Source organism: Aquirufa novilacunae, from assembly GCF_045310505.1.
Lineage (GTDB): Bacteria > Bacteroidota > Bacteroidia > Cytophagales > Spirosomataceae > Aquirufa > Aquirufa novilacunae.
In genome coordinates, this window is sequence record NZ_JBEWZG010000001.1 from 30,038 (window position 1) to 48,191 (window position 18,154).

An 18,154-nucleotide genomic window follows, 5' to 3' on the forward strand; every position below is an offset into this window, starting at 1 on the left:
AATGCGGAATGAGCGAAAAATTGAGGTAGAATTGTCTGCAACCTATTATTGGGAGCATTTTAGCTATATTCTGCGCTACATTGACCGGCATTATTTGCCCCTGTTACAGGAAAAAGAAATAGTATTTTTAAAAGATTTTTCTGAACTGCCTTTTGCCTCACAATGCCTTTATTTACGCTTAGCCTCCCGTCGTTCGGCGTATTTTCGGATCGAGAAATTAAACTACCCTGAAATTGGGGATTTGGCTAATTCCTTGCGGATTTTACGCTCGTCGGGTTTCTTACTGGAGGTGACGGAAGGAGTGGAATCGATTTTTACGAAGCAGGAATGTGTTATTTTGGCCAAAAAACAAGGCATCAAAGTCCCCTCTTCTGCCTCCAAAGAAGAAGCAGCCGCACTCGTTTCTTCCCTTGATTTAATCGCATCATTTTCTGCCGGAGTCGTGGCTCCGATTCGGATGGAGGTTTTTGCCTTCCTTCAGTTCTTGTTTTTTGGCACCCGTTCACGAGATTTAACGGATTTTGTGGTGAAGGACTTAGGCCACAGGGCCTTCGTAGAAGTGCAAGAGGAAGACCTAAAGCCCTATTTCCAAAGCCGAGAGGAAGCAGAACAGAAATGGGCCATTTCGCTTTGGCGGGAGTCGTTTTATACTTCATCGGTCAGCGCAGACGAGATGTTAGCTTCTTGGCGGGTACATCTGTTGCCATTGGCTGAATCTTTGTTAGAACCATCGATTCGAGCATTTGAAAAAACGTGCTATGCTTTAGGGCGTCTTTTAGAGCGCGAAAAGGCCTATGTTGAGGCTTTGGAGGTATATGAGGTTTCATTAAGCGGTGCTTCAATGGAGCGACGAGTTCGAGTGTTGCAGAAAATGGGGGAGATGGAGGAAGCCATAAACTGGGCTCGTGTCGGATTGGAATTATGTGATTCCCCTACAGAGATTCATTTTTTCGAAGATTTTCTGGCCAAACAGGCCTACAAGAAATCCATCAAACAAGTTACCTCTTCCCTAAAGCAAGCCGAATTAATCGAAATATCACCCGAATACATTGGCCAAGTAGAAGCTGGCGTAGCGGCCTATTTTGAAGCACAGGGCTATTATGCGGCCTTTACGGAGAATCAAATTTGGCGTAATTTCCTAGGTTTATTCGCTTGGGATTTGATCTTTGCGGAGCGCAAAGAAGGCTTTCATCATCCTTTTCAATGGGCTCCCAGTCACTATGGGAAGGAATCTTTTGCGGGAGAATTGCCAATTCATTTACTCTCTGACCGTGTCGAGCTTCTCGCTGTTTTGCGCGCTCGTGCCGCCGAGAATCAGGGGGCGATGAATCCATTGGTGGATTGGTATTCCCTCGATTTTGATTTGATGGAACGTTTCTTGAATGCCATGCCTACGGATGGTCTGGCGGCTATTGCGCACTATATGTGGACCCATTTAGGTACCCACGTGAAAGGTTTTCCCGATTTATTTATCCAAAAGGGCGATGAGTATGCCTTCGTGGAAGTGAAATCTCCGAATGACCATTTATCAGCTATTCAGCATTTCTGGCACGATTTTATGCGGAGGAATGGGGTTTCTATACGATTGATTAGGTTGAGGTATAAAGGAGATTAGAGATGTTAGTTTAAAGCATAAAGCACAAAGAATAAAGAATAGAGATTGAATCGCCGGTGGCGATGGTATAGCGGGTTTAGGGTAGGGATGTTAGTTTAAAAGTATAGAGCATAAAGCACAAAGAATAAAGAATAAAGTTGGAATCGCCGGTGGCGATTGTATGGTGAGTTTTAGAGTAGAGATTTTCTCATAAAGCCTTTTTTCGACTACCGACTACCGACTACCGACTACCGACTACCGACTACCGACATAGTCGCGACTACGCAGCGAAGCTGCGACTTGTTGTGACTTGTTTAACAGATTTTATTTGGCGTAGCCAAATAAAATCTGTTAAACACTTGACATCACCTGAAAAATACAATACGTTTATATCGAATCTAAAACGTTCTTTTTTCTGTCAGCTTTGCTAAGATTCCCAAAGCGTGTTTCACCATTAAATTTTAAGCTTATGAAAGTGCAAGTTCACGCGATCCACTTTACTGCGGACCGCAAATTGGTAGAAAGCATTCAAGAAAAGTTAAACAAGTTAGATACCTTTTACGACCGAATAACCGCGGGTGAGGTTTTTCTGAAAGTGGCGACAAGCCTAGGAAAGGTAAAAGAGAAAATGTTAGAAATTAAAATTACCGTCCCGGGAGCGGTGTTATTTGTGAAAGAAACGGCAAAATCATTTGAAGAAGCATTAGACTTAGCTTTAAATGCGATTGCAGAACAGATTAAACGATATAAATCAAAGACTACCGCCGTGAAGGCGCTTCGGGCCGAAGATCTGGCTAGCGAGGAATTTTAGAAAAAAATAAAACAAAAGAGGCGACCGAAGGTCGCCTCTTTTCATATTAGGGTAAACGGAAATTAAATTCCGAAAGCAGATTTCACTGCATCTACGTAGTCTAATTTCTCCCAAGTGAATAATTCCACTTCTTTGCTTACTTTTTGGCCGTTAGGACCAGTGAATTCTTTCTTGACGATTTCGTTCTTACGTCCCATGTGTCCGTAAGCTGCTGTCTCAGAATAGATCGGGTTACGTAATTTCAAACGTTGCTCGATGAAGTAAGGACGCATATCGAAGATCGCTTCAACTTTGCGAGCGATTTCGCCGTCTGTCATATCTACTTTCGCAGTTCCGTAGGTATCGATGAATAAACCACATGGCTTAGCTACACCGATCGCATAAGAAACTTGAACTAATACTTGGTCACATAAACCAGCAGCTACTAAGTTTTTCGCGATATGACGTGTTGCATAGGCAGCTGAACGGTCTACTTTGGAAGGATCCTTACCAGAGAAAGCACCACCACCGTGAGCACCTTTTCCACCATACGTATCTACGATGATCTTACGGCCAGTTAAACCGGTATCTCCGTGTGGACCACCGATTACGAATTTACCTGTTGGGTTGATGTGGTAGGTGATCGCATCGTTGAATAAAGCTTGCAATTCAGGCTTTAATTTCGCCTTAACGCGAGGAATAACGATTTCTACGATGTCCTTGTTGATTTTTGCTAGCATCTCTGCTTCTGAGGCGAAATCATCGTGTTGTGTTGAAACAACGATCGTATCGATGCGTTGTGGCACATGATTGTCACTATATTCGATCGTTACCTGAGATTTTGCATCAGGACGTAGGTATCCGATTAACGAAGGCTCGTTATTGCGGATATAAGAAAGTTCTTGTAAGATTTTGTGGGCTAAGTCTAAGGCCAAGGGCATATAGTTGTCCGTCTCTTTCGTAGCGAAACCGAACATCATACCTTGGTCACCTGCACCTTGCTCTTCTGGGTTCTTGCGATCAACTCCTTGGTTGATATCAGCTGATTGCTCGTGAATCGCTGATAAAATACCGCAAGAGTTTGCCTCAAACATATATTCCGACTTCGTATAACCGATCTTGCGAATCACTTCACGTGTAATCGCTTGAACGTCTAAATACGTCGTTGTATTCACCTCACCGGCTAAAACTACTTGACCTGTTGTTACAAGCGTTTCGCAAGCCACTTTGGAAGTGGGGTCAAAAGCCATAAAATGGTCAATTAACGCATCAGAAATTTGATCAGCTACTTTATCTGGGTGTCCTTCAGAAACCGACTCAGAGGTGAATAGATATGCCATGGGCGAATATTATTTGTTTTTGAGATTAAAATCTGGGCAAAAATACGATTATTCCTAGGAACCCACAAGCCTCTAGCTTTTAATTTTTGACCGGTAAATAGTTTTTAGGGCTGCTCTAACGAAGGGCAAAGTGGGTACCGACCACATCAAGCGAAGGTCTTCTTTCCAGCTCGTTTCTTCCTGTAAAAACTTTAGCAGGAGAGCGGGCTTATTGTTGTAAAATAGGCTCTCAAAGACTTTGGAGCCGGCAATCTTTTGATCAATTAATACTTGAAGGAAGACTTCGTCTAACCAGATTTTCCAGGGTTTGAAAGGAATCACCAGCTGAGCGGAGGGTCCTTTTTCCAAGGAAGCGACAAGGTCACGACAGAATTTTTGAGTGCGGTAAAAACTATAGCCGGTTGTGGATTTTACGAAGCCACCACTTGTTCCAATTTTCAGATGTTTTTGGTATAAATTCTCCGGAAGATTAGGATTATTTCGCATCGGAATAATACCGCTTTCCTCTTCTTTTAACAGGTAATCGTCCTCCGTTAGACCATAATAGGCGAACAGGTAGGATTTTATTTTATCTCGGTAAAATTCAGGCTCCCGGAGTGTTCCAGAGAAAAAGGTGTATTCAAATAAGGCCTTTCTAGGAGTCGTAGGTAATACATACATGAATTCGCACTCATTCCCGAAGGCTACCCTGAAGTCGAATAAATGGGCTGAGTCTGTTTGGAAATTATTGAAATTACATTCCACTTCCCAGCCTAAAAAATGTTGTTTGAGGTGTTTGGGATTCTCAAGCTCACAAGGGAAAGGGTTGAAACTATCAATGATTTTTTTAGTGGCGTAAAAGCTGCCTTCAGAAGTCAGGAGGGTACTTCCTTCTCCTTGAAAACCGATGGATTGAATATCGGCTTGTAGGTAATGTATCGACGGGTGTTTGCTTAATTCCGATTCAATGTGTGAAAACCAATCTGCCGCGTTTATTTTCCGATAGGAATAAGGGGCTATTGAAAGTTCTATGGAAGACGGTCTCGCACTGTGGAAATAGAGTGAATCCCAGGATTTTTCAGCTAAAAAGTCGAATTCGGAGGGTCCATCCGACCAGTAGCAAAAGGTCTGTTCGCGTCGAATTCCTCGATCGATGATTAAGATGCGCTGGTTGGATAAGCTACTTTGGCTTAAATAATACGCAAAAGACAAACCGGCCATTCCCCCACCCGCCAGGATGAAATCGTATTCTCGATAGGCTGGGCCGGGTAATTGCATAAACTAGATGTGCTTTTCCGCGTGGTAACTCGAACGAACTAGGGCTCCTGACTCCACATAGGCAAGTCCGCGTTTCAGACCTTCTTCTTTGTACATCGCAAACGTGTCTGGATGTATCCATTCGATCACTTCGTGGTGCATTTTAGTGGGTTGTAAGTATTGTCCCAAAGTCAACACATCTAAGCCGTGCTCCACTAGGTCATCCATGGCTTTGAAAACTTCTTCTTGTGTCTCGCCTAATCCAAGCATGATACCCGATTTATTGCGTTTCCCAAATTCTTTCGTACGCTTAATTTGCTCTAAACTGCGGGCATATTTCGCTTGTGGACGTACATAGCGGTATAAGCGCTCCACCGTTTCCATATTGTGGGATACCACTTCTTGGCCTCCCTCGATCATGCGAATCAAGGCATCCCAGTTTGCTTTCACGTCAGGGATCAAGGTTTCAATGGTCGTTAAAGGGGTTGTTTCTTTCACAGCGCGAACCGTTTGGTACCAAATCTCTGCGCCTTTATCTTTCAATTCATCGCGGTTCACGGAAGTGATCACGGCGTGTTTTATGTTCATTAATTTGATGGCATCTGCCACCCGGCGTGGTTCATCTTCGTCGTACTCGTTTGGACGGCCTGTTGCTACCGCACAAAAAGTGCAAGAACGGGTGCAGACATTGCCTAAAATCATGAATGTCGCTGTTCCCTCGCCCCAGCATTCCCCCATGTTTGGGCAATTTCCTGACTGGCAAATCGTATGTAATTTGTATTCATCTACGATTTTGCGAACGTTGGTATATTTTTCCCCGATGGGTAATTTAACGCGTAACCAATCGGGTTTGCGGGAATTTGCAGCGGGATTTACTTGAGGTAATTCAATCATAATTTTTCTATTTACTTTTTCCAAAGAAAAAGGTCACATAACCTGTCGTATAAACAGACCTAGGCGTGGTTTGGTTTAAAATCTCTACTGGTTGACTAAAATAGTCGATGATAAATCCCGTTTCAAGGGATAAGTAATTCTGTTTTAAGGTCTCAAATTTAAACTCCAAAGCCGTTTTAAGGTGCCAGCCTGGAACCATTTTTGCCTCTGAAAAGCCTGAAAAAAAGCTGCCCTCGCCACTAATAACGGATTTAGAATAGGTATTATCTAGGGCATTCGCCATTGGTACACTGGTCTGAATCGATTTTCCTGCCGCATCCGTGTAAATGATATCTACGAAATAAGGTTTTTGTATTCCTAGCGTCGGCCCTGTTGCTAAACGACCATTTAGGCTCGTTCCACCATCACTCGATTGTTTTAATAGCGCCCATTGGCGACCATATTCAGGTCGTAAATTGAGTAGGTAATTTAATTTCCCTTCCACATAGGTCTTGCCATTATAGGAGAAAGGGGAGTCAAATTCACGGTAATCTTTCGTGTTTGTGAAATCGAGATTGATGAAAGATCTATTTTTGAAGGTCTTAATGAAACTAAATCCACCCAAAAGTCCTGAATTGGTGTTCGTATTCACTCCGATTCCCCAAGAGGAAGCGCTAGCGTTGATTTCTTTTTTCTGGGGTGCTGCTGATTTTCTTTGGCCCATCATACAAAATGGCACCACCAAAATCACCCACAAGAAAAAAAATCTAGGCATGCAAATAAGGTTTAATTTCTTCAACGGAAATATCCCAATGGGTAGCGGAGTAGGGGCAAGCACCTTTATCAATAACCAGTACTTGAGGGGACTGATGCTCCACGTTAAATTGTTCCGCAATCTGTCCTGAAATAGGTCTGTATGCGATTAAATCCAAATAATAGGCTGGTGTATTCTCCGCATCCCAAGCTCTCTCGAAGCGATTTAGGGCGGTAGAAGAGATGGAGCAACGCGTGCTATGTTTAAATATAACGACGGGTTTCTGTTGTGAAATTTCCACAATTTCAGCTAGTTGATTTTCGTCTGTTAAGGGTATCCAATTCATATTCCTCTGCCTTTTTCGTAATTTTAACAATTCAACATCAAATTTAGTAAAAAATGAGGGTTTGCCTCTATTCTTTTGTCTTGTTTTTATATCGAGGACTTATTCGATTCGCGGCGCTGTTTCAGAGCAAAGCGAAGTTGATGAATGAGGGCCAAATAAAGGTGTGGGATGGACTAGAGAAGCAATTCAACTCGAATGCTAGACCGGTAGCTTGGTTTCATACAGCTTCGATGGGTGAGTTTGAACAGGGAAGACCTATCATAGAAGCTTATAAAAAGGAAAATCCAACACATTTTATCTTAGTTACCTTTTTCTCCCCATCTGGCTACGAGGTTAGAAAAAACTATGCCGGAGCCGATTTTGTGAGTTATTTGCCTTTGGATGGCTATTTTAATAGCTCGCGATTTTTAGACTTGGTGAAACCCTCTTTGGCGTTTTTTGTGAAATATGAATTTTGGCATTATTACCTGACAGGTTTACAAAAGCGATCGATTCCTACTGTTTTGGTTTCCGCGATTTTTAGACCGAATCAAGTCTTTTTCATGTGGTATGGAGGCTTCTATCGCCGATTATTAGATTGTTTTACGCATTTATTTGTACAAGATCAAGCTTCTGCAGACCTACTTCAGCGTTCAAATGTGACGGTGGCTGGAGATACGCGTTTTGATCGTGTTTTAGACAATTTGAAAAATCCGATTTCGTGGGATTTGTTAACGGATTTTGTCAATAATTCCGAGTTTATGGTAGTCGGTTCTGCTTGGCAGGCAGATATGGATGTGTTGATTCCGATTATTAATTCGAAGAAATATCCCTTCAAATGGGTGATTGCACCACATGAAATCCATGCGGAGGAATTGAAATCCTGGGAAGATAAAATTGATTTGACGGTTTCTTATTCCAAAGGTCCTCTGCGAGAAAATGCGGACGTTCTTTTTGTGAATGAGGTAGGTCGTTTAGCTAATTTATATAGAGGAGCCTCGTTTGCATACATTGGAGGGGCTTTTGGAGATGGTTTACATAATACGTTGGAGGCGGCGGTGTTCGGTCCGACGGTGTTTTTTGGCCATAAAAACTATCAAAAATTTAAAGAGGCAAGAGATCTAATCGAACTAGGGCTTGCCTTTCCAATAGGCAACTCAGCGGAATTAGATCAAGCCATGCGCGTTATTTATGACGATGATCAAAACTTTGTGAATAAGCAGGTGCAATCGCGCACTTTTGTGCAATTGCAAGCGGGTGCGACGGAAAGAATCATGGAATTTGTGCGTAATTTAGGGGTCGATGGAAGGAAATAAGGGTTTAATCATGCGTTCAACTGGTTCTTGGTACGAAATTCGTTCCGAATCAGGTAAGGTATTCAAAGGACGTTTGAAGGGGAAATTCAAATTGAAAGGTCCCAAAACCTCCAATCCACTGACCGTAGGAGATCGCGTGATCTATGCCATGGAGGATGAAGCGAACGAAACCGTGGTCATCGAGGAGATCATCCCTCGCACGAATTACATCATCCGAAAGTCAGTACATAAGACTGGACAAGGTCAATTAATGGCCGCAAACGTCGATCAAGCCATTTTCGTGATGACTTTGAAGTCCCCTAAAACTTCGCTTGGTTTCTTAGATCGCTTTTTAGTGACAGCCGAGGCTTTTCGAATTCCCGTCACTATCGTGTTTAACAAAATGGATTTGTTGAATGAGGAGGAAGAGGATCAAATCTTTGAATATGCCGCTCTCTATCAAGAATTAGGCTATGGAATCTTGTTTACTTCCATTCCAAGAAGCCAAGGGGTAGATGAATTTAGGGCTATGTTTGCCGGTAAAGTCTCCCTTTTAGCAGGACATTCGGGCGTTGGGAAATCTAGTTTGTTGAATTTGGTTTCTCCGCATTTGAATATTAGAGTCAAAGAGATTTCTGATTTTGCCCAAAAAGGCGTGCACACCACGACCTATTCTACCATGTGGGAGCTGGGTCCTGAGACCTATTTGATCGATAGCCCGGGCATCAACGAACTAGGGGTAATGGAAATCGAGAAAGATGAATTATCCCATTATTTTCCTGAAATGCGCGCACTAATAGGTGAGTGTAAATTCAATAATTGCCTGCACATTTCAGAGCCCTCTTGTGCGGTTCTGAAGGCTTTTGAGGCTGGAGATATTGCGCACAGTCGCTATTTGAGTTATTTGAGTATCTTTGAAAACAACGACAACCGTCGCTAAACCTATGAAACAAGATTATCTGTGGGGCATCGATTTAGGTGGAACTAAGATCGAATGCGCCGTAATTCAAGCCCACGATTTAACGCAAGTTATTGCAAGAGAACGTATTGATACGGAGGCCTCAAAAGGTTACGAACACATCATTTCTCAAGTGGCTCGTCTCGTTTCACGTGTTTCAGATCAATTAGCTGTTACTCCCACTCGTATTGGCTTTGCCACGCCAGGGGTCTTGAATCCAGCCACCCAAACTATGAAAAACTGCAACACGACTTCCATGAATGGTCGTCCGATGGCAGCAGATTTGGCCAAAGCCCTAGGCGTCGAAGTTCGGTTAGCGAACGATGCGAATTGCTTTGCTTTAGCGGAAACTTTGATGGGTGCGGTTCAGGAGGTTAATCCGAATGCGGAAGTTGTTTTTGGTATTATCATGGGTACCGGCGTGGGTGGCGGTTTAGTCGTGCACGGTCAGGTGATTAATGGATTGCACGGTATTGGCGGTGAGTGGGGCCATAATATCTTGGAAGAAGGCGGAAAACCCTGCTATTGCGGCAAATCAGGCTGTTTGGAACATGTTATTTCGGGTCCCGCTTTAGAGGAATATTATGAAGCTGAATCAGGCCAAAAACTGCGCATGCAACAAATCCTTCAAGGTCATTTAGCAGGAACAGATGCAGCCGCAACGGCCACCATCGAGCGAATGTTAGAGAATTTCGGTCGTGCCGTTTCTACACTAATTAATGTCTTAGATCCCCAAGTCATCGTCATTGGTGGCGGCGTAGGAAATATCGATTTACTCTATAAGGAGGGAATCGAACGAATCAAGAAATACATTTTCAATTCTGGTGAGGTACTGACTCCGATCGTGAAGCCTAAGTTAGGGGATTCAGCAGGGGTTTTTGGTGCTGCGCTGCTATTCGCTGCTTCGCAGCGATAGTCGTCCTGCGGACTTAGTCGTGGCATCTAAAGGACGACTAAGATGCGAAGCATCGACTAAACGACGAAGTCGTGACTAAGCCGTAGTCGACTTTTTTAAAAGTATAAGTTTTGCGGAGCAAAACTTATACTTTTAAAAACCACTTCTTCTTCCAGAATACCCAACACACACTCCAGCACACTAACACAAAGGTGATCGCATACGCCAAAGAACCATTGTATTTTCCGAAAATAGGTTCGAAAATGTGCCAATACAGCCATTGATTGGCGGATTGATCTTGAATTTGGTAATTGCCTAATTGGATGGCAATGATTTCTGAAATACCATAAGCTAGGATGGAATTAGTACCTAAAACCAAGAAGAAGGTATTGCCGAAGTGGCGTTCTTTGGTCTGTATCCACCAGTTTAAAAGGCCAATTAAAATAAAGTCGATGCCTGCACAAAGTAGGACGAATGAGCTGGTCCACAGCTTTTTATTCACCGGAAAAGCTTGATCCCAAATCAAAGCAATACTGATTAAAGCTGCTCCCCAACCAAGAAGGCCGAGTAGGGCGGATTTGTTTTCTTTGGCCTGATTCTCTAAATACAAGCTAACCTGGTAGCCGAATAAACAGGTTGATATGGCAGGCAGGGTGCTCAGGAGGCCCTCTGGATCAAACGCAATATGCACTCCATTCACCACATTTCCATGGTATAAATGCGACTCCCCGAAGAGCAAAAGATCTAATTTGCGAACGGCATTGGTACTGATATCCATCCAGGATCCGGCATCACCGAAGGCATAGAGAATTCCCCAAAACGACAATAAAATGCCCGCATTAATCCATGTAAGCCATTTTTTAGGGGCCTGCAAGGTAATGAAAGCGACGGCACAATAGGATAGAGCAATGCGAGGTAACACGTTCAGAAAACGTAATTTTTCGAAGGAGAAATCCGTAAATGGAAAGTAAAAAACGAAGTAATTGATCAGAAATAAATACAGGGTACGCTTCAAGATCTTATCGCGCACGGCTGGGGTTAATTCGTAATTAAAGGCTTTGAAAGAGAAGCGCATCGCGACTCCTACCATGAATAAAAAACTAGGGAAAACAAGGTCCGTAGGGGTGAAACCATTCCAATCTGCGTGTAATAAGGGGGCGTATGTAAAGTCACCATTTCCATTATTATTCACTAATATCATACCGGCTAGGGTTATTCCACGTAGAATGTCCAGTGATAAAAAGCGTGTTTTCATAGTACGAGTACAGGTATGGTTTGAACAGTTGATTCTGCGGTAAATCTAAAATAATATTTCCCAGAAACGAAGGGTCCGAGGTAAATACACGATTCTGATTGATCTAGTTGAAAGGAATGCACGATTTCTCCGGCACTAGTTATCATGTTAACCGCTGCTTTTTCAAAGGGCATTTTTATGTGAAGTGGACTTCCTGGGCTTACCGGGTTGGGAAAAACGCTTATGCTGGATGCAGAAGGTTCATTCCCTAAAATTAGTTCCATAAGCTCGCTCGCTTTGTCATAATTGGGTATGCCAAAGCCTCGGAGCATGTCGGCCGCTTTGAATTGATTTCCTGATTTTAGGATTGCCTGTCTAATTTGTTGTGCCTTATGTCTCGGAAAGGATTGGACAAGTCCTGCAGCCAAGCCAGCAATTAAGGGGGCAGAAAAGGAGGTTCCATTGGATGTGCCTATTGTTCCATCGATGAAACCGACGGAAGTGGATGATCCCATAGCGACCACATCAGGTTTCACCCGTCCATCAAAACTGGGTCCAGTAGAGCTGAAGGCGGATAAAGTTCCTAGCGCATTCACGGAACCCACGGTTAAAATGGAATCTGCATCAGCCGGCGCTGTGATTAATTTCCAGCTATTGGCTCCTTCATTTCCTGCGCTGATGGTACAAATAATTCCTTTGCTGGCTGCCCATGCAGCGGCTTTGGAAACAAGTGTGGATTTTCCATTCAAGTCGGAAAAGCTGTGGTTATATTGTGGATTATCAAACGTCGAATAGCCTAAAGAGGAGGAAAGTATGTCTGTTCCCAAACTATCTGCCCATTCTGCCCCACGCAACCAATTCGCTTCTTCAACGATTAATTCATGGTAGCTTTCCTCGGTTTGGGCAAGGGCAAAAGAGGCCTTGAAAGCAGTCCCAATGAGTTTGCCTGATTCGTAACCGGCGATCGTGGAGAGTACATTTGTGCCATGCCCTCCTGCATTATATACAGAGGATATCGTGGGATCGGTGCTCAGGGTGGCGATGACGCGTTTGTCAGTAAACAGGTTTTGTAGGTAGGGGACGGTATTCGCATTTTTATACCCATCATCTAACAAAGTGATAAGCGTGCCTGCGCCTGTTACACCCTTAGCGTGCATCTGATCGATACCTAATTGGGTGATTTGGGTGATTGAATTTCCGTAATCAGGACTCGCGTTTGTCGATAAGGTGCCTGATTGAATCTGATTTGCTTGACTGGAATCTGCTGGGAAATTCCAGTAAAGTCCTTTGACTGAGTTTAAGGCCAAAGTCTTCTTGATTTCACTTGGTTTTTGGGCAATTAGTGCTCCATTGATCCATTTGAGCGGAAATAGGATGCGTGCCCCGGTAGCTCTCACTTGGTTTAAATAAGTTTCGCTGACAGGAAGGTCTTGTTGTGTGATGGCAACGAGGTTTTTCGTTCGTCTTTCTAGACTTTTGGAACTTAAAAAAGCCTCTGGTTTGTTTAGACTATACGTATTTGAGGCCTTGTCTTTAAACAAGATTAGGTAGCGGTAGGTTTGAGCATGTAGGCTAGAGCATAGGCTAAATATCAAGAAAATGGTAAACCGCTGAAACATAAAGCAAATTAAGAATTTTAAACTAAATTTGGTTGATGAAAAAGATGGCCCAGTCCTTCATGTCCTTTTTTCTTGCTGCCTGGATATTATTCGGTAGCCTAGGTATCTCTTGGACGGAGGCAACTTGTGTTTACACAGGGGCTAAGAAATTCACAGTTTCAAAGGCAGAATCTTGTTGTAATCCTACTTCTCAGGCGCAGCTTTCAAGAGCAAAATGTTGTTTTTTAGGCAAATACCAAGTCAAGTTCAACTTCGATTTAACAAAGGGAAATACGGCTCTTCAGTGGGTATTCACACCTGCCTTAACTGCCGTTTCTTATCAATCGGTCAAAATAGTTTATCAGGAACTTGATAATTTTAATTTATTCCAAGCAAATGCTCCTCCGCTTACACGGCAAGCTAGGTTAGCACAATTACAGACGTATTTGATTTGATGATGTAGCAAAGCTATTTCCATCATTTAAATCATTCATACGATGTATAAATTACTTATTCTACTTAGTTTTCCGACACTTTTGCAGGCTCAACAGGTCATGCGAAAAGACAGTATTGAGCGAGATACTGAATTAAAAGAATTTCGGGTTATTGCGAATCCAGGTCAGAAAGACGATAATGCCATTCTAGCCACCGAGGTTATGACCATCAAAACCTTAGGTAAAGCGGCTTGCTGCAATTTGTCTGAGAGTTTCGAAACCAACGCTTCCGTTTCTGTGAGTTATGCCGATGCGGTGACGGGGTCTAAGCAAATTCAATTATTGGGTTTAGCCGGTACATATGTCCAAACGAACGTCGAAAATGTTCCTTCAATTCGGGGATTGAAATCCACATTTGGCCTTAATTATTTACCAGGTACGTGGATTAAATCGATTGATCTAGCGAAAGGGACCATCTCTGTCGTCAATGGCTACGAATCCATGACGGGTGCCATTAATGTGGAGCTTGCGAAACCTGATACTTCGGAAGTCTATTATTTAAATACCTATACGAACTCTCAGGGGCGATTTGAGATGAATCAACAAGGTGCTCATCGATTTAATTCCCGTTTATCTACGGGTGTTTTTGCGCATTATTCCCAGCAGGCCGGGCGTTTAGATGGGAATAAAGATGGTTTCCTTGATCTGCCTTTATTTCAGTTAGCAAACGTGTTAAATCGCTGGAAGTATGCCACCGATCGCTGGATGATTCAGTGGGGGGCAAATTACCTCTTAGAGGATCGTTTAGGAGGCCAAAATGCGATTCAAAAAAACTCGGATCCTTTTCAAATCTATGGTTTTGGGAGCAAAACAGAACGGCTAGAAACATTTGCCAAAATCGCCCGTTTGTATCCAGAAAAGCCATACCAAGGTCTTGCCCTAATTTTAAGTACGGCAAATCACGCGAACGACTCCTATTTTTCAATCAAAAAATACCAAGGTCGAGAGCAGAGCATTTATGGAAATTTGATTTTTCAATCGATCATCGACAACACGAATCATACCGTTAAGACGGGGGCGAGTTTTCTGCTCGATTCCTATCAAGAATCGTATATTGATTCTGCCTATGCTCGTACGGAGATCGTGCCGGGAATTTATGGAGAATATACGTGGATAATTCCGAATAAGTTGACTTTAGTGTTAGGCCAAAGAGTCGACTTTCACAACCAACTAGGCACCCAATGGGTTCCCCGTCTACACGTGAAATGGGATGTGGCGACCGATTGGATTCTTCGTTTATCCGCTGGGAAGGGGTGGAGACGGGTGAATCCTTTGGCAGAAAATATGGGCTTTTTAGTGAACAATCGTTCGTTACGTGTGCTGGGTAGCCTAAATCCATTGGAGTCCTCTTGGAATTATGGGATGACTTTGACGAAAAACATGACGATTGGATCGCGCAAGGCGAATCTAGTTTTGGATTTCTTCCAAACCGATTTTATTCATCAATGGATGGTGGATATGGAGGCTGGATCTACAATACGAATGTACTCTTCTCCTGGCAAATCTTTTTCTACAAGTATCCAAGGGGAGTTTAATTACAGCCCATTCAAACGATTTGAGATGAAGGTGGCCTATCGTTACCAAGATGTTCAAGCAGATTACATGCGAATGGATGGCGGTTTAATTCGTCTGACAAAGCCTTACCTAAACAAGGATCGTGTTTTAGTTAATTTAGCCTATGCAACTCCTTATGAGATTTGGAAGTACGATGTCACTTGGCAATGGAATGGATCCAGAAGAATTCCAGATCATAAATTAGCTCATTTACACACTGGTGCCATTCAAGAAGTGACTGCGCCTCCGTTTTCTACCGTTTACGGCCAAGTAACTCGTCAATTTAAAAAGTGGGAATTGTACGTGGGAGTGGAAAATCTTTTTAATTTTACCCAAGAGAATCCCATTTTTGTAGCCAAAGATCCGTTTGCAGCGGGTTTTGATGCTTCAATGGTTTGGGGGCCGATAACCGGCACCATGGTTTATACAGGAATCCGTTTTAAAATCAATTAATATGAAAAAGTACATCTTAGTTTCGACCCTAGTTTTGGGAATGTTCGGGGCCTTTGCGTCCACTCAGGCAGATCAAAAGGCTGCTAAAGTAAGTAAGAAAGAAGAATATGCATGTCCAATGAAATGCGAGGGCAAAAAGACCTATTCGAAGAAAGGTAAGTGCCCAGCTTGTACGATGGATCTCAAAGTAGTTAAAAAATAAAGCCATGAAAAAGCTCTTATTTTTATTAATGATGCCTCTTCTAGCGCTTGCAGGCCCTAAAGAGACCGTGAAAATCAAAACCTCTGCCATTTGTGAAATGTGCAAGGAGCGTATTGAAAAGAACTTAGCCTTAACGAAAGGCGTGGCTAAATCCGATTTGAACCTAGATGACAAGGTCATTACGGTAGAATACGATGCAGCGAAGATCGATGTAGCAGGAATTCGCAAAGCCATCTCAGAGACGGGATACGACGCGGATGATGTGAAGGCAATTGCAAAAGACTATGCGAAGTTGCCGAATTGCTGTAAGAAGAAAGATTAGATAAGAGAGAGGAGAGTAGAGAGAGGAGATGTTTTTTATCTATACTCTCTACTCTATAATCTCTAATCTACTTCTTCATACTCAACGCAATCCTTTTCCTTACCTCATCCACCTCCGTCACTCGAACTTGCACTTTCTGTGCCACCTTTACTACTTCGTTCGGGTCTCTCACAAACTTATCGGCTAATTGACTGACGTGCACTAAGCCATCTTGGTGAACACCGATGTCTACGAAAGCGCCAAAATTCGTAATATTCGTCACAATTCCTGGAAGAATCATTCCCACGCGTAAGTCCTTTATTTCGTTAACTCCTTCCGTGAATTCAAAAGCTTCGAATTGCTCGCGAGGATCACGTCCTGGTTTCGCTAATTCTTCCATGATATCGGTTAAAGTCGGCATTCCCACTTCTGCATTTACGTATTGACTTAAGCGGATTTGCTTGCGCAAGGATTCGTTAGATAGGAGGTCCGCCACTTTGCAGTTCAGGTCTTTTGCCATCTTTTCCACGATTTCGTAGCGTTCGGGGTGAACTGCGCTGGCATCTAAAGGGTTTTTCGCATTGCGAATACGCAAGAAGGCTGCCGCTTGTTCGAAGGCCTTTTCGCCTAATCGAGTGACTTTTTTCAAATCAGAACGCTTGACGAAGGGGCCATTCTTGGTGCGGTAGTCGATGATGTTTTGGGCAAGTTGTGGACCTAGGCCAGAAACATAAGAAAGAATCTGTTTGGAGGCGGTGTTCAATTCAACCCCTACTGAGTTTACGCAAGAGATGACGGTGTCATCGAGGGAGGCTTGCAGTTTCTTTTGGTCTACATCATGCTGGTATTGTCCCACACCGATGGATTTCGGGTCGATCTTCACGAGTTCTGCCAAAGGATCCATCAAGCGGCGCCCAATCGAAACTGCCCCGCGAACGGTCACATCTTTATCCGGAAACTCCTCGCGTGCTGCCTCTGAGGCAGAATAGATGGAGGCTCCGCTTTCGTTGACCATGATAATCGTGATACCTTCGAGTTTCAAGGTGCGTACAAAAGATTCCGTTTCACGTCCCGCTGTGCCGTTTCCGATGGCGATAGCTTGCACTTTGTATTTCTTCACCCAATCTTGGATGGTATGACCTGCCTCAGCGGCTTGACCCGGTCCGGTGTGCGGATAAACCGCTGTATTGGCTAAAAGGGTACCTTGTTCATCTAAGCAAACGACTTTGCAGCCGGTTCTGAATCCAGGGTCGAGGGCTAAGACGCGTTTTTGGCCTAAAGGGGCCGCTAATAACAGTTGTCTGATATTCTCTGCGAATACGCGAATGGCTTCTTCGTCTGCGCGTTTCTTTGCTTCTGCCCGCATCTCCGTTTCCATAGCTGGCATCAGTAAGCGCTTGTAGCCATCTTGGATGGCCATTCCCACTTGTCTAGCACAGGCATTGTTTCCGGTGATGAAACGACGTTCTAATTTGTTCAGTACCTCCTCGTCTGGACCCGTTAGATTCAGATTCAAAATTCCCTCGTTTTCACCTCTAAATAGGGCTAAAATACGGTGGGAGGGTGCCTGAGCTAACGATTCAGACCAGTCAAAGTAATCTTTGTATTTAATGCCTGCCTCTTGTTTTCCTTTCGCAACGCTCGATTTTACCGTCGTTTTGCGCGTGAACAAGTTTCTCGCTTCCTCTCTCGCCTCTGCCGTCTCCATCATTTCTTCCGCGAGGATATCTCTAGCACCCGCTAAGGCCTCTTCTACGTCTGCTAGGTATTCCGCCGCTAAGACCTCTGGGTCTGCTAAGCGCTGTAGTCTTAGTTGGTTTGCGAGCTCTTGTAGGCCTTTCTCGCGGGCCGCCATCGCGCGTGTTTTGCGTTTAGGTTTGTAGGGAAGGTAGATGTCTTCTAATTTGGCCAAAGTCTCCGCCCCTCTAACCGCCTTCTCTAATTCAGGCGTTAGTTTCTCCAGCTCCTTAAGTGACTTCAAAATTGCTTCCCGACGCTTCTCTAATTCCACATACTGATCCCGCAAATCCCGAATCGCAGCCACCTGCACTTCATCTAAACTGCCCGTCGCCTCCTTGCGGTAACGGGAAATAAAGGGAATCGTGGCGCCTTCGTCTAATAGGGCGATGGTTTTCCGAACTTGATTTTCGGAAATTTGTAGAGTGGTGGCAATTTTTTGGAACATACTTGTATAGTAGAGAGAATAGAGTAGAGAGTATAGATAGGAGAGTGGAGATCGGGATTTTTTTATCTCTTCT

At 43.6% G+C, this 18,154-nt stretch carries 17 protein-coding genes; 9 read left to right on the forward strand and 8 right to left on the reverse strand.

Annotation, left to right across the window (positions count from 1 at the left end):
- Position 1 precedes the first annotated feature (1 nt).
- Both V7S74_RS00135 and V7S74_RS00140 read left to right on the forward strand, forming a co-directional pair.
- A complete protein-coding gene (locus V7S74_RS00135) occupies positions 2–1,615 on the forward strand; it encodes a VRR-NUC domain-containing protein (RefSeq protein WP_406776745.1) in 1,614 nt (537 codons plus the stop codon).
- A 448-nt stretch (positions 1,616–2,063) separates the two neighbouring features.
- Positions 2,064–2,405, forward strand: coding sequence for an HPF/RaiA family ribosome-associated protein (locus V7S74_RS00140; RefSeq protein ID WP_406776746.1), 342 nt, complete (start codon positions 2,064–2,066; stop codon positions 2,403–2,405).
- A gap of 62 nt (positions 2,406–2,467) precedes the next feature.
- Here the strand turns inward: V7S74_RS00140 and metK are convergent, their stop codons facing one another.
- The 5 genes from metK to ytxJ form a co-directional block, all read right to left on the reverse strand.
- A complete protein-coding gene (gene metK / locus V7S74_RS00145) occupies positions 2,468–3,724 on the reverse strand; it encodes a methionine adenosyltransferase (RefSeq protein ID WP_406776747.1) in 1,257 nt (418 codons plus the stop codon).
- 72 nt (positions 3,725–3,796) lie between these two features.
- Positions 3,797–4,981: a lycopene cyclase family protein gene (locus V7S74_RS00150; RefSeq protein WP_406776748.1), complete on the reverse strand. Its 1,185-nt coding sequence runs from the start codon at positions 4,979–4,981 to the stop codon at positions 3,797–3,799.
- A 3-nt stretch (positions 4,982–4,984) separates the two neighbouring features.
- On the reverse strand, positions 4,985–5,854 hold the full coding sequence (gene lipA / locus V7S74_RS00155) for a lipoyl synthase (RefSeq protein ID WP_406776749.1): 870 nt from the start codon (positions 5,852–5,854) through the stop codon (positions 4,985–4,987).
- A 7-nt stretch (positions 5,855–5,861) separates the two neighbouring features.
- Positions 5,862–6,608: a hypothetical protein gene (locus V7S74_RS00160; RefSeq protein WP_406776750.1), complete on the reverse strand. Its 747-nt coding sequence runs from the start codon at positions 6,606–6,608 to the stop codon at positions 5,862–5,864.
- Entirely contained in the window at positions 6,601–6,933 is a 333-nt protein-coding gene (ytxJ, locus tag V7S74_RS00165) for a bacillithiol system redox-active protein YtxJ (RefSeq protein WP_406776751.1), read from the reverse strand. Before ytxJ ends, V7S74_RS00160 begins: the two co-directional genes overlap by 8 nt.
- A 53-nt stretch (positions 6,934–6,986) precedes the next feature.
- Here ytxJ and V7S74_RS00170 point away from each other — a divergent pair, with 53 nt between their 5' ends.
- Genes V7S74_RS00170 through V7S74_RS00180 form a run of 3 tightly spaced genes read left to right on the forward strand, consistent with a single transcriptional unit; the run spans position 6,987 to position 10,081 of the window.
- Entirely contained in the window at positions 6,987–8,228 is a 1,242-nt protein-coding gene (locus V7S74_RS00170; RefSeq protein WP_406776752.1) for a 3-deoxy-D-manno-octulosonic acid transferase, read from the forward strand.
- Positions 8,215–9,147, forward strand: coding sequence for a ribosome small subunit-dependent GTPase A (gene rsgA / locus V7S74_RS00175; protein WP_406776753.1), 933 nt, complete (start codon positions 8,215–8,217; stop codon positions 9,145–9,147). The genes V7S74_RS00170 and rsgA overlap by 14 nt, the downstream gene beginning before the upstream one ends.
- 4 nt (positions 9,148–9,151) lie before the next feature.
- Positions 9,152–10,081, forward strand: a complete 930-nt coding sequence (locus tag V7S74_RS00180) for an ROK family protein (RefSeq protein WP_406776754.1) — start codon at positions 9,152–9,154, stop codon at positions 10,079–10,081.
- 124 nt (positions 10,082–10,205) lie between these two features.
- Here the strand turns inward: V7S74_RS00180 and V7S74_RS00185 are convergent, their stop codons facing one another.
- Both V7S74_RS00185 and V7S74_RS00190 read right to left on the reverse strand, forming a co-directional pair.
- On the reverse strand, positions 10,206–11,315 hold the full coding sequence (locus tag V7S74_RS00185; RefSeq protein ID WP_406776755.1) for an acyltransferase family protein: 1,110 nt from the start codon (positions 11,313–11,315) through the stop codon (positions 10,206–10,208).
- On the reverse strand, positions 11,312–12,913 hold the full coding sequence (locus V7S74_RS00190) for a S8 family serine peptidase (protein WP_406776756.1): 1,602 nt from the start codon (positions 12,911–12,913) through the stop codon (positions 11,312–11,314). The genes V7S74_RS00185 and V7S74_RS00190 overlap by 4 nt, the downstream gene beginning before the upstream one ends.
- 35 nt (positions 12,914–12,948) lie before the next feature.
- On the opposite strand from V7S74_RS00190, the gene V7S74_RS00195 reads away from it, so the two are divergent.
- Genes V7S74_RS00195 through V7S74_RS00210 form a run of 4 tightly spaced genes read left to right on the forward strand, consistent with a single transcriptional unit; the run spans position 12,949 to position 15,917 of the window.
- Complete coding sequence (locus V7S74_RS00195) at positions 12,949–13,347, forward strand: HYC_CC_PP family protein (protein ID WP_406776757.1); 399 nt, start codon at positions 12,949–12,951, stop codon at positions 13,345–13,347.
- A 42-nt stretch (positions 13,348–13,389) separates the two neighbouring features.
- Positions 13,390–15,393, forward strand: coding sequence for a TonB-dependent receptor plug domain-containing protein (locus V7S74_RS00200; RefSeq protein ID WP_406776758.1), 2,004 nt, complete (start codon positions 13,390–13,392; stop codon positions 15,391–15,393).
- A 1-nt stretch (position 15,394) separates the two neighbouring features.
- Entirely contained in the window at positions 15,395–15,595 is a 201-nt protein-coding gene (locus tag V7S74_RS00205) for a heavy metal-binding domain-containing protein (RefSeq protein WP_406776759.1), read from the forward strand.
- A 4-nt stretch (positions 15,596–15,599) separates the two neighbouring features.
- Positions 15,600–15,917, forward strand: a complete 318-nt coding sequence (locus tag V7S74_RS00210) for a heavy-metal-associated domain-containing protein (protein WP_406776760.1) — start codon at positions 15,600–15,602, stop codon at positions 15,915–15,917.
- 67 nt (positions 15,918–15,984) lie between these two features.
- Here the strand turns inward: V7S74_RS00210 and V7S74_RS00215 are convergent, their stop codons facing one another.
- Positions 15,985–18,081, reverse strand: a complete 2,097-nt coding sequence (locus V7S74_RS00215; RefSeq protein ID WP_406776761.1) for a Tex family protein — start codon at positions 18,079–18,081, stop codon at positions 15,985–15,987.
- Positions 18,082–18,154: the final 73 nt, after the last annotated feature.

Excerpts from the sequence above, each read along its gene's own strand:
- V7S74_RS00160 (WP_406776750.1), bottom strand. The coding sequence starts at position 6,608 with ATGCCTAGATTTTTTTTCTTGTGGGTGATTTTGGTGGTGCCATTTTGT.
- V7S74_RS00215 (WP_406776761.1), bottom strand. The coding sequence starts at position 18,081 with ATGTTCCAAAAAATTGCCACCACTCTACAAATTTCCGAAAATCAAGTT.
- V7S74_RS00205 (WP_406776759.1), top strand. The coding sequence starts at position 15,395 with ATGAAAAAGTACATCTTAGTTTCGACCCTAGTTTTGGGAATGTTCGGG.
- lipA (WP_406776749.1), bottom strand. The coding sequence starts at position 5,854 with ATGATTGAATTACCTCAAGTAAATCCCGCTGCAAATTCCCGCAAACCC.
- V7S74_RS00150 (WP_406776748.1), bottom strand. The coding sequence starts at position 4,981 with ATGCAATTACCCGGCCCAGCCTATCGAGAATACGATTTCATCCTGGCG.
- V7S74_RS00180 (WP_406776754.1), top strand. The coding sequence starts at position 9,152 with ATGAAACAAGATTATCTGTGGGGCATCGATTTAGGTGGAACTAAGATC.
- V7S74_RS00195 (WP_406776757.1), top strand. The coding sequence starts at position 12,949 with ATGAAAAAGATGGCCCAGTCCTTCATGTCCTTTTTTCTTGCTGCCTGG.
- ytxJ (WP_406776751.1), bottom strand. The coding sequence starts at position 6,933 with ATGAATTGGATACCCTTAACAGACGAAAATCAACTAGCTGAAATTGTG.
- V7S74_RS00140 (WP_406776746.1), top strand. The coding sequence starts at position 2,064 with ATGAAAGTGCAAGTTCACGCGATCCACTTTACTGCGGACCGCAAATTG.
- V7S74_RS00190 (WP_406776756.1), bottom strand. The coding sequence starts at position 12,913 with ATGTTTCAGCGGTTTACCATTTTCTTGATATTTAGCCTATGCTCTAGC.
- V7S74_RS00135 (WP_406776745.1), top strand. The coding sequence starts at position 2 with ATGCGGAATGAGCGAAAAATTGAGGTAGAATTGTCTGCAACCTATTAT.
- rsgA (WP_406776753.1), top strand. The coding sequence starts at position 8,215 with ATGGAAGGAAATAAGGGTTTAATCATGCGTTCAACTGGTTCTTGGTAC.
- V7S74_RS00185 (WP_406776755.1), bottom strand. The coding sequence starts at position 11,315 with ATGAAAACACGCTTTTTATCACTGGACATTCTACGTGGAATAACCCTA.
- V7S74_RS00170 (WP_406776752.1), top strand. The coding sequence starts at position 6,987 with ATGAGGGTTTGCCTCTATTCTTTTGTCTTGTTTTTATATCGAGGACTT.
- metK (WP_406776747.1), bottom strand. The coding sequence starts at position 3,724 with ATGGCATATCTATTCACCTCTGAGTCGGTTTCTGAAGGACACCCAGAT.
- V7S74_RS00210 (WP_406776760.1), top strand. The coding sequence starts at position 15,600 with ATGAAAAAGCTCTTATTTTTATTAATGATGCCTCTTCTAGCGCTTGCA.
- V7S74_RS00200 (WP_406776758.1), top strand. The coding sequence starts at position 13,390 with ATGTATAAATTACTTATTCTACTTAGTTTTCCGACACTTTTGCAGGCT.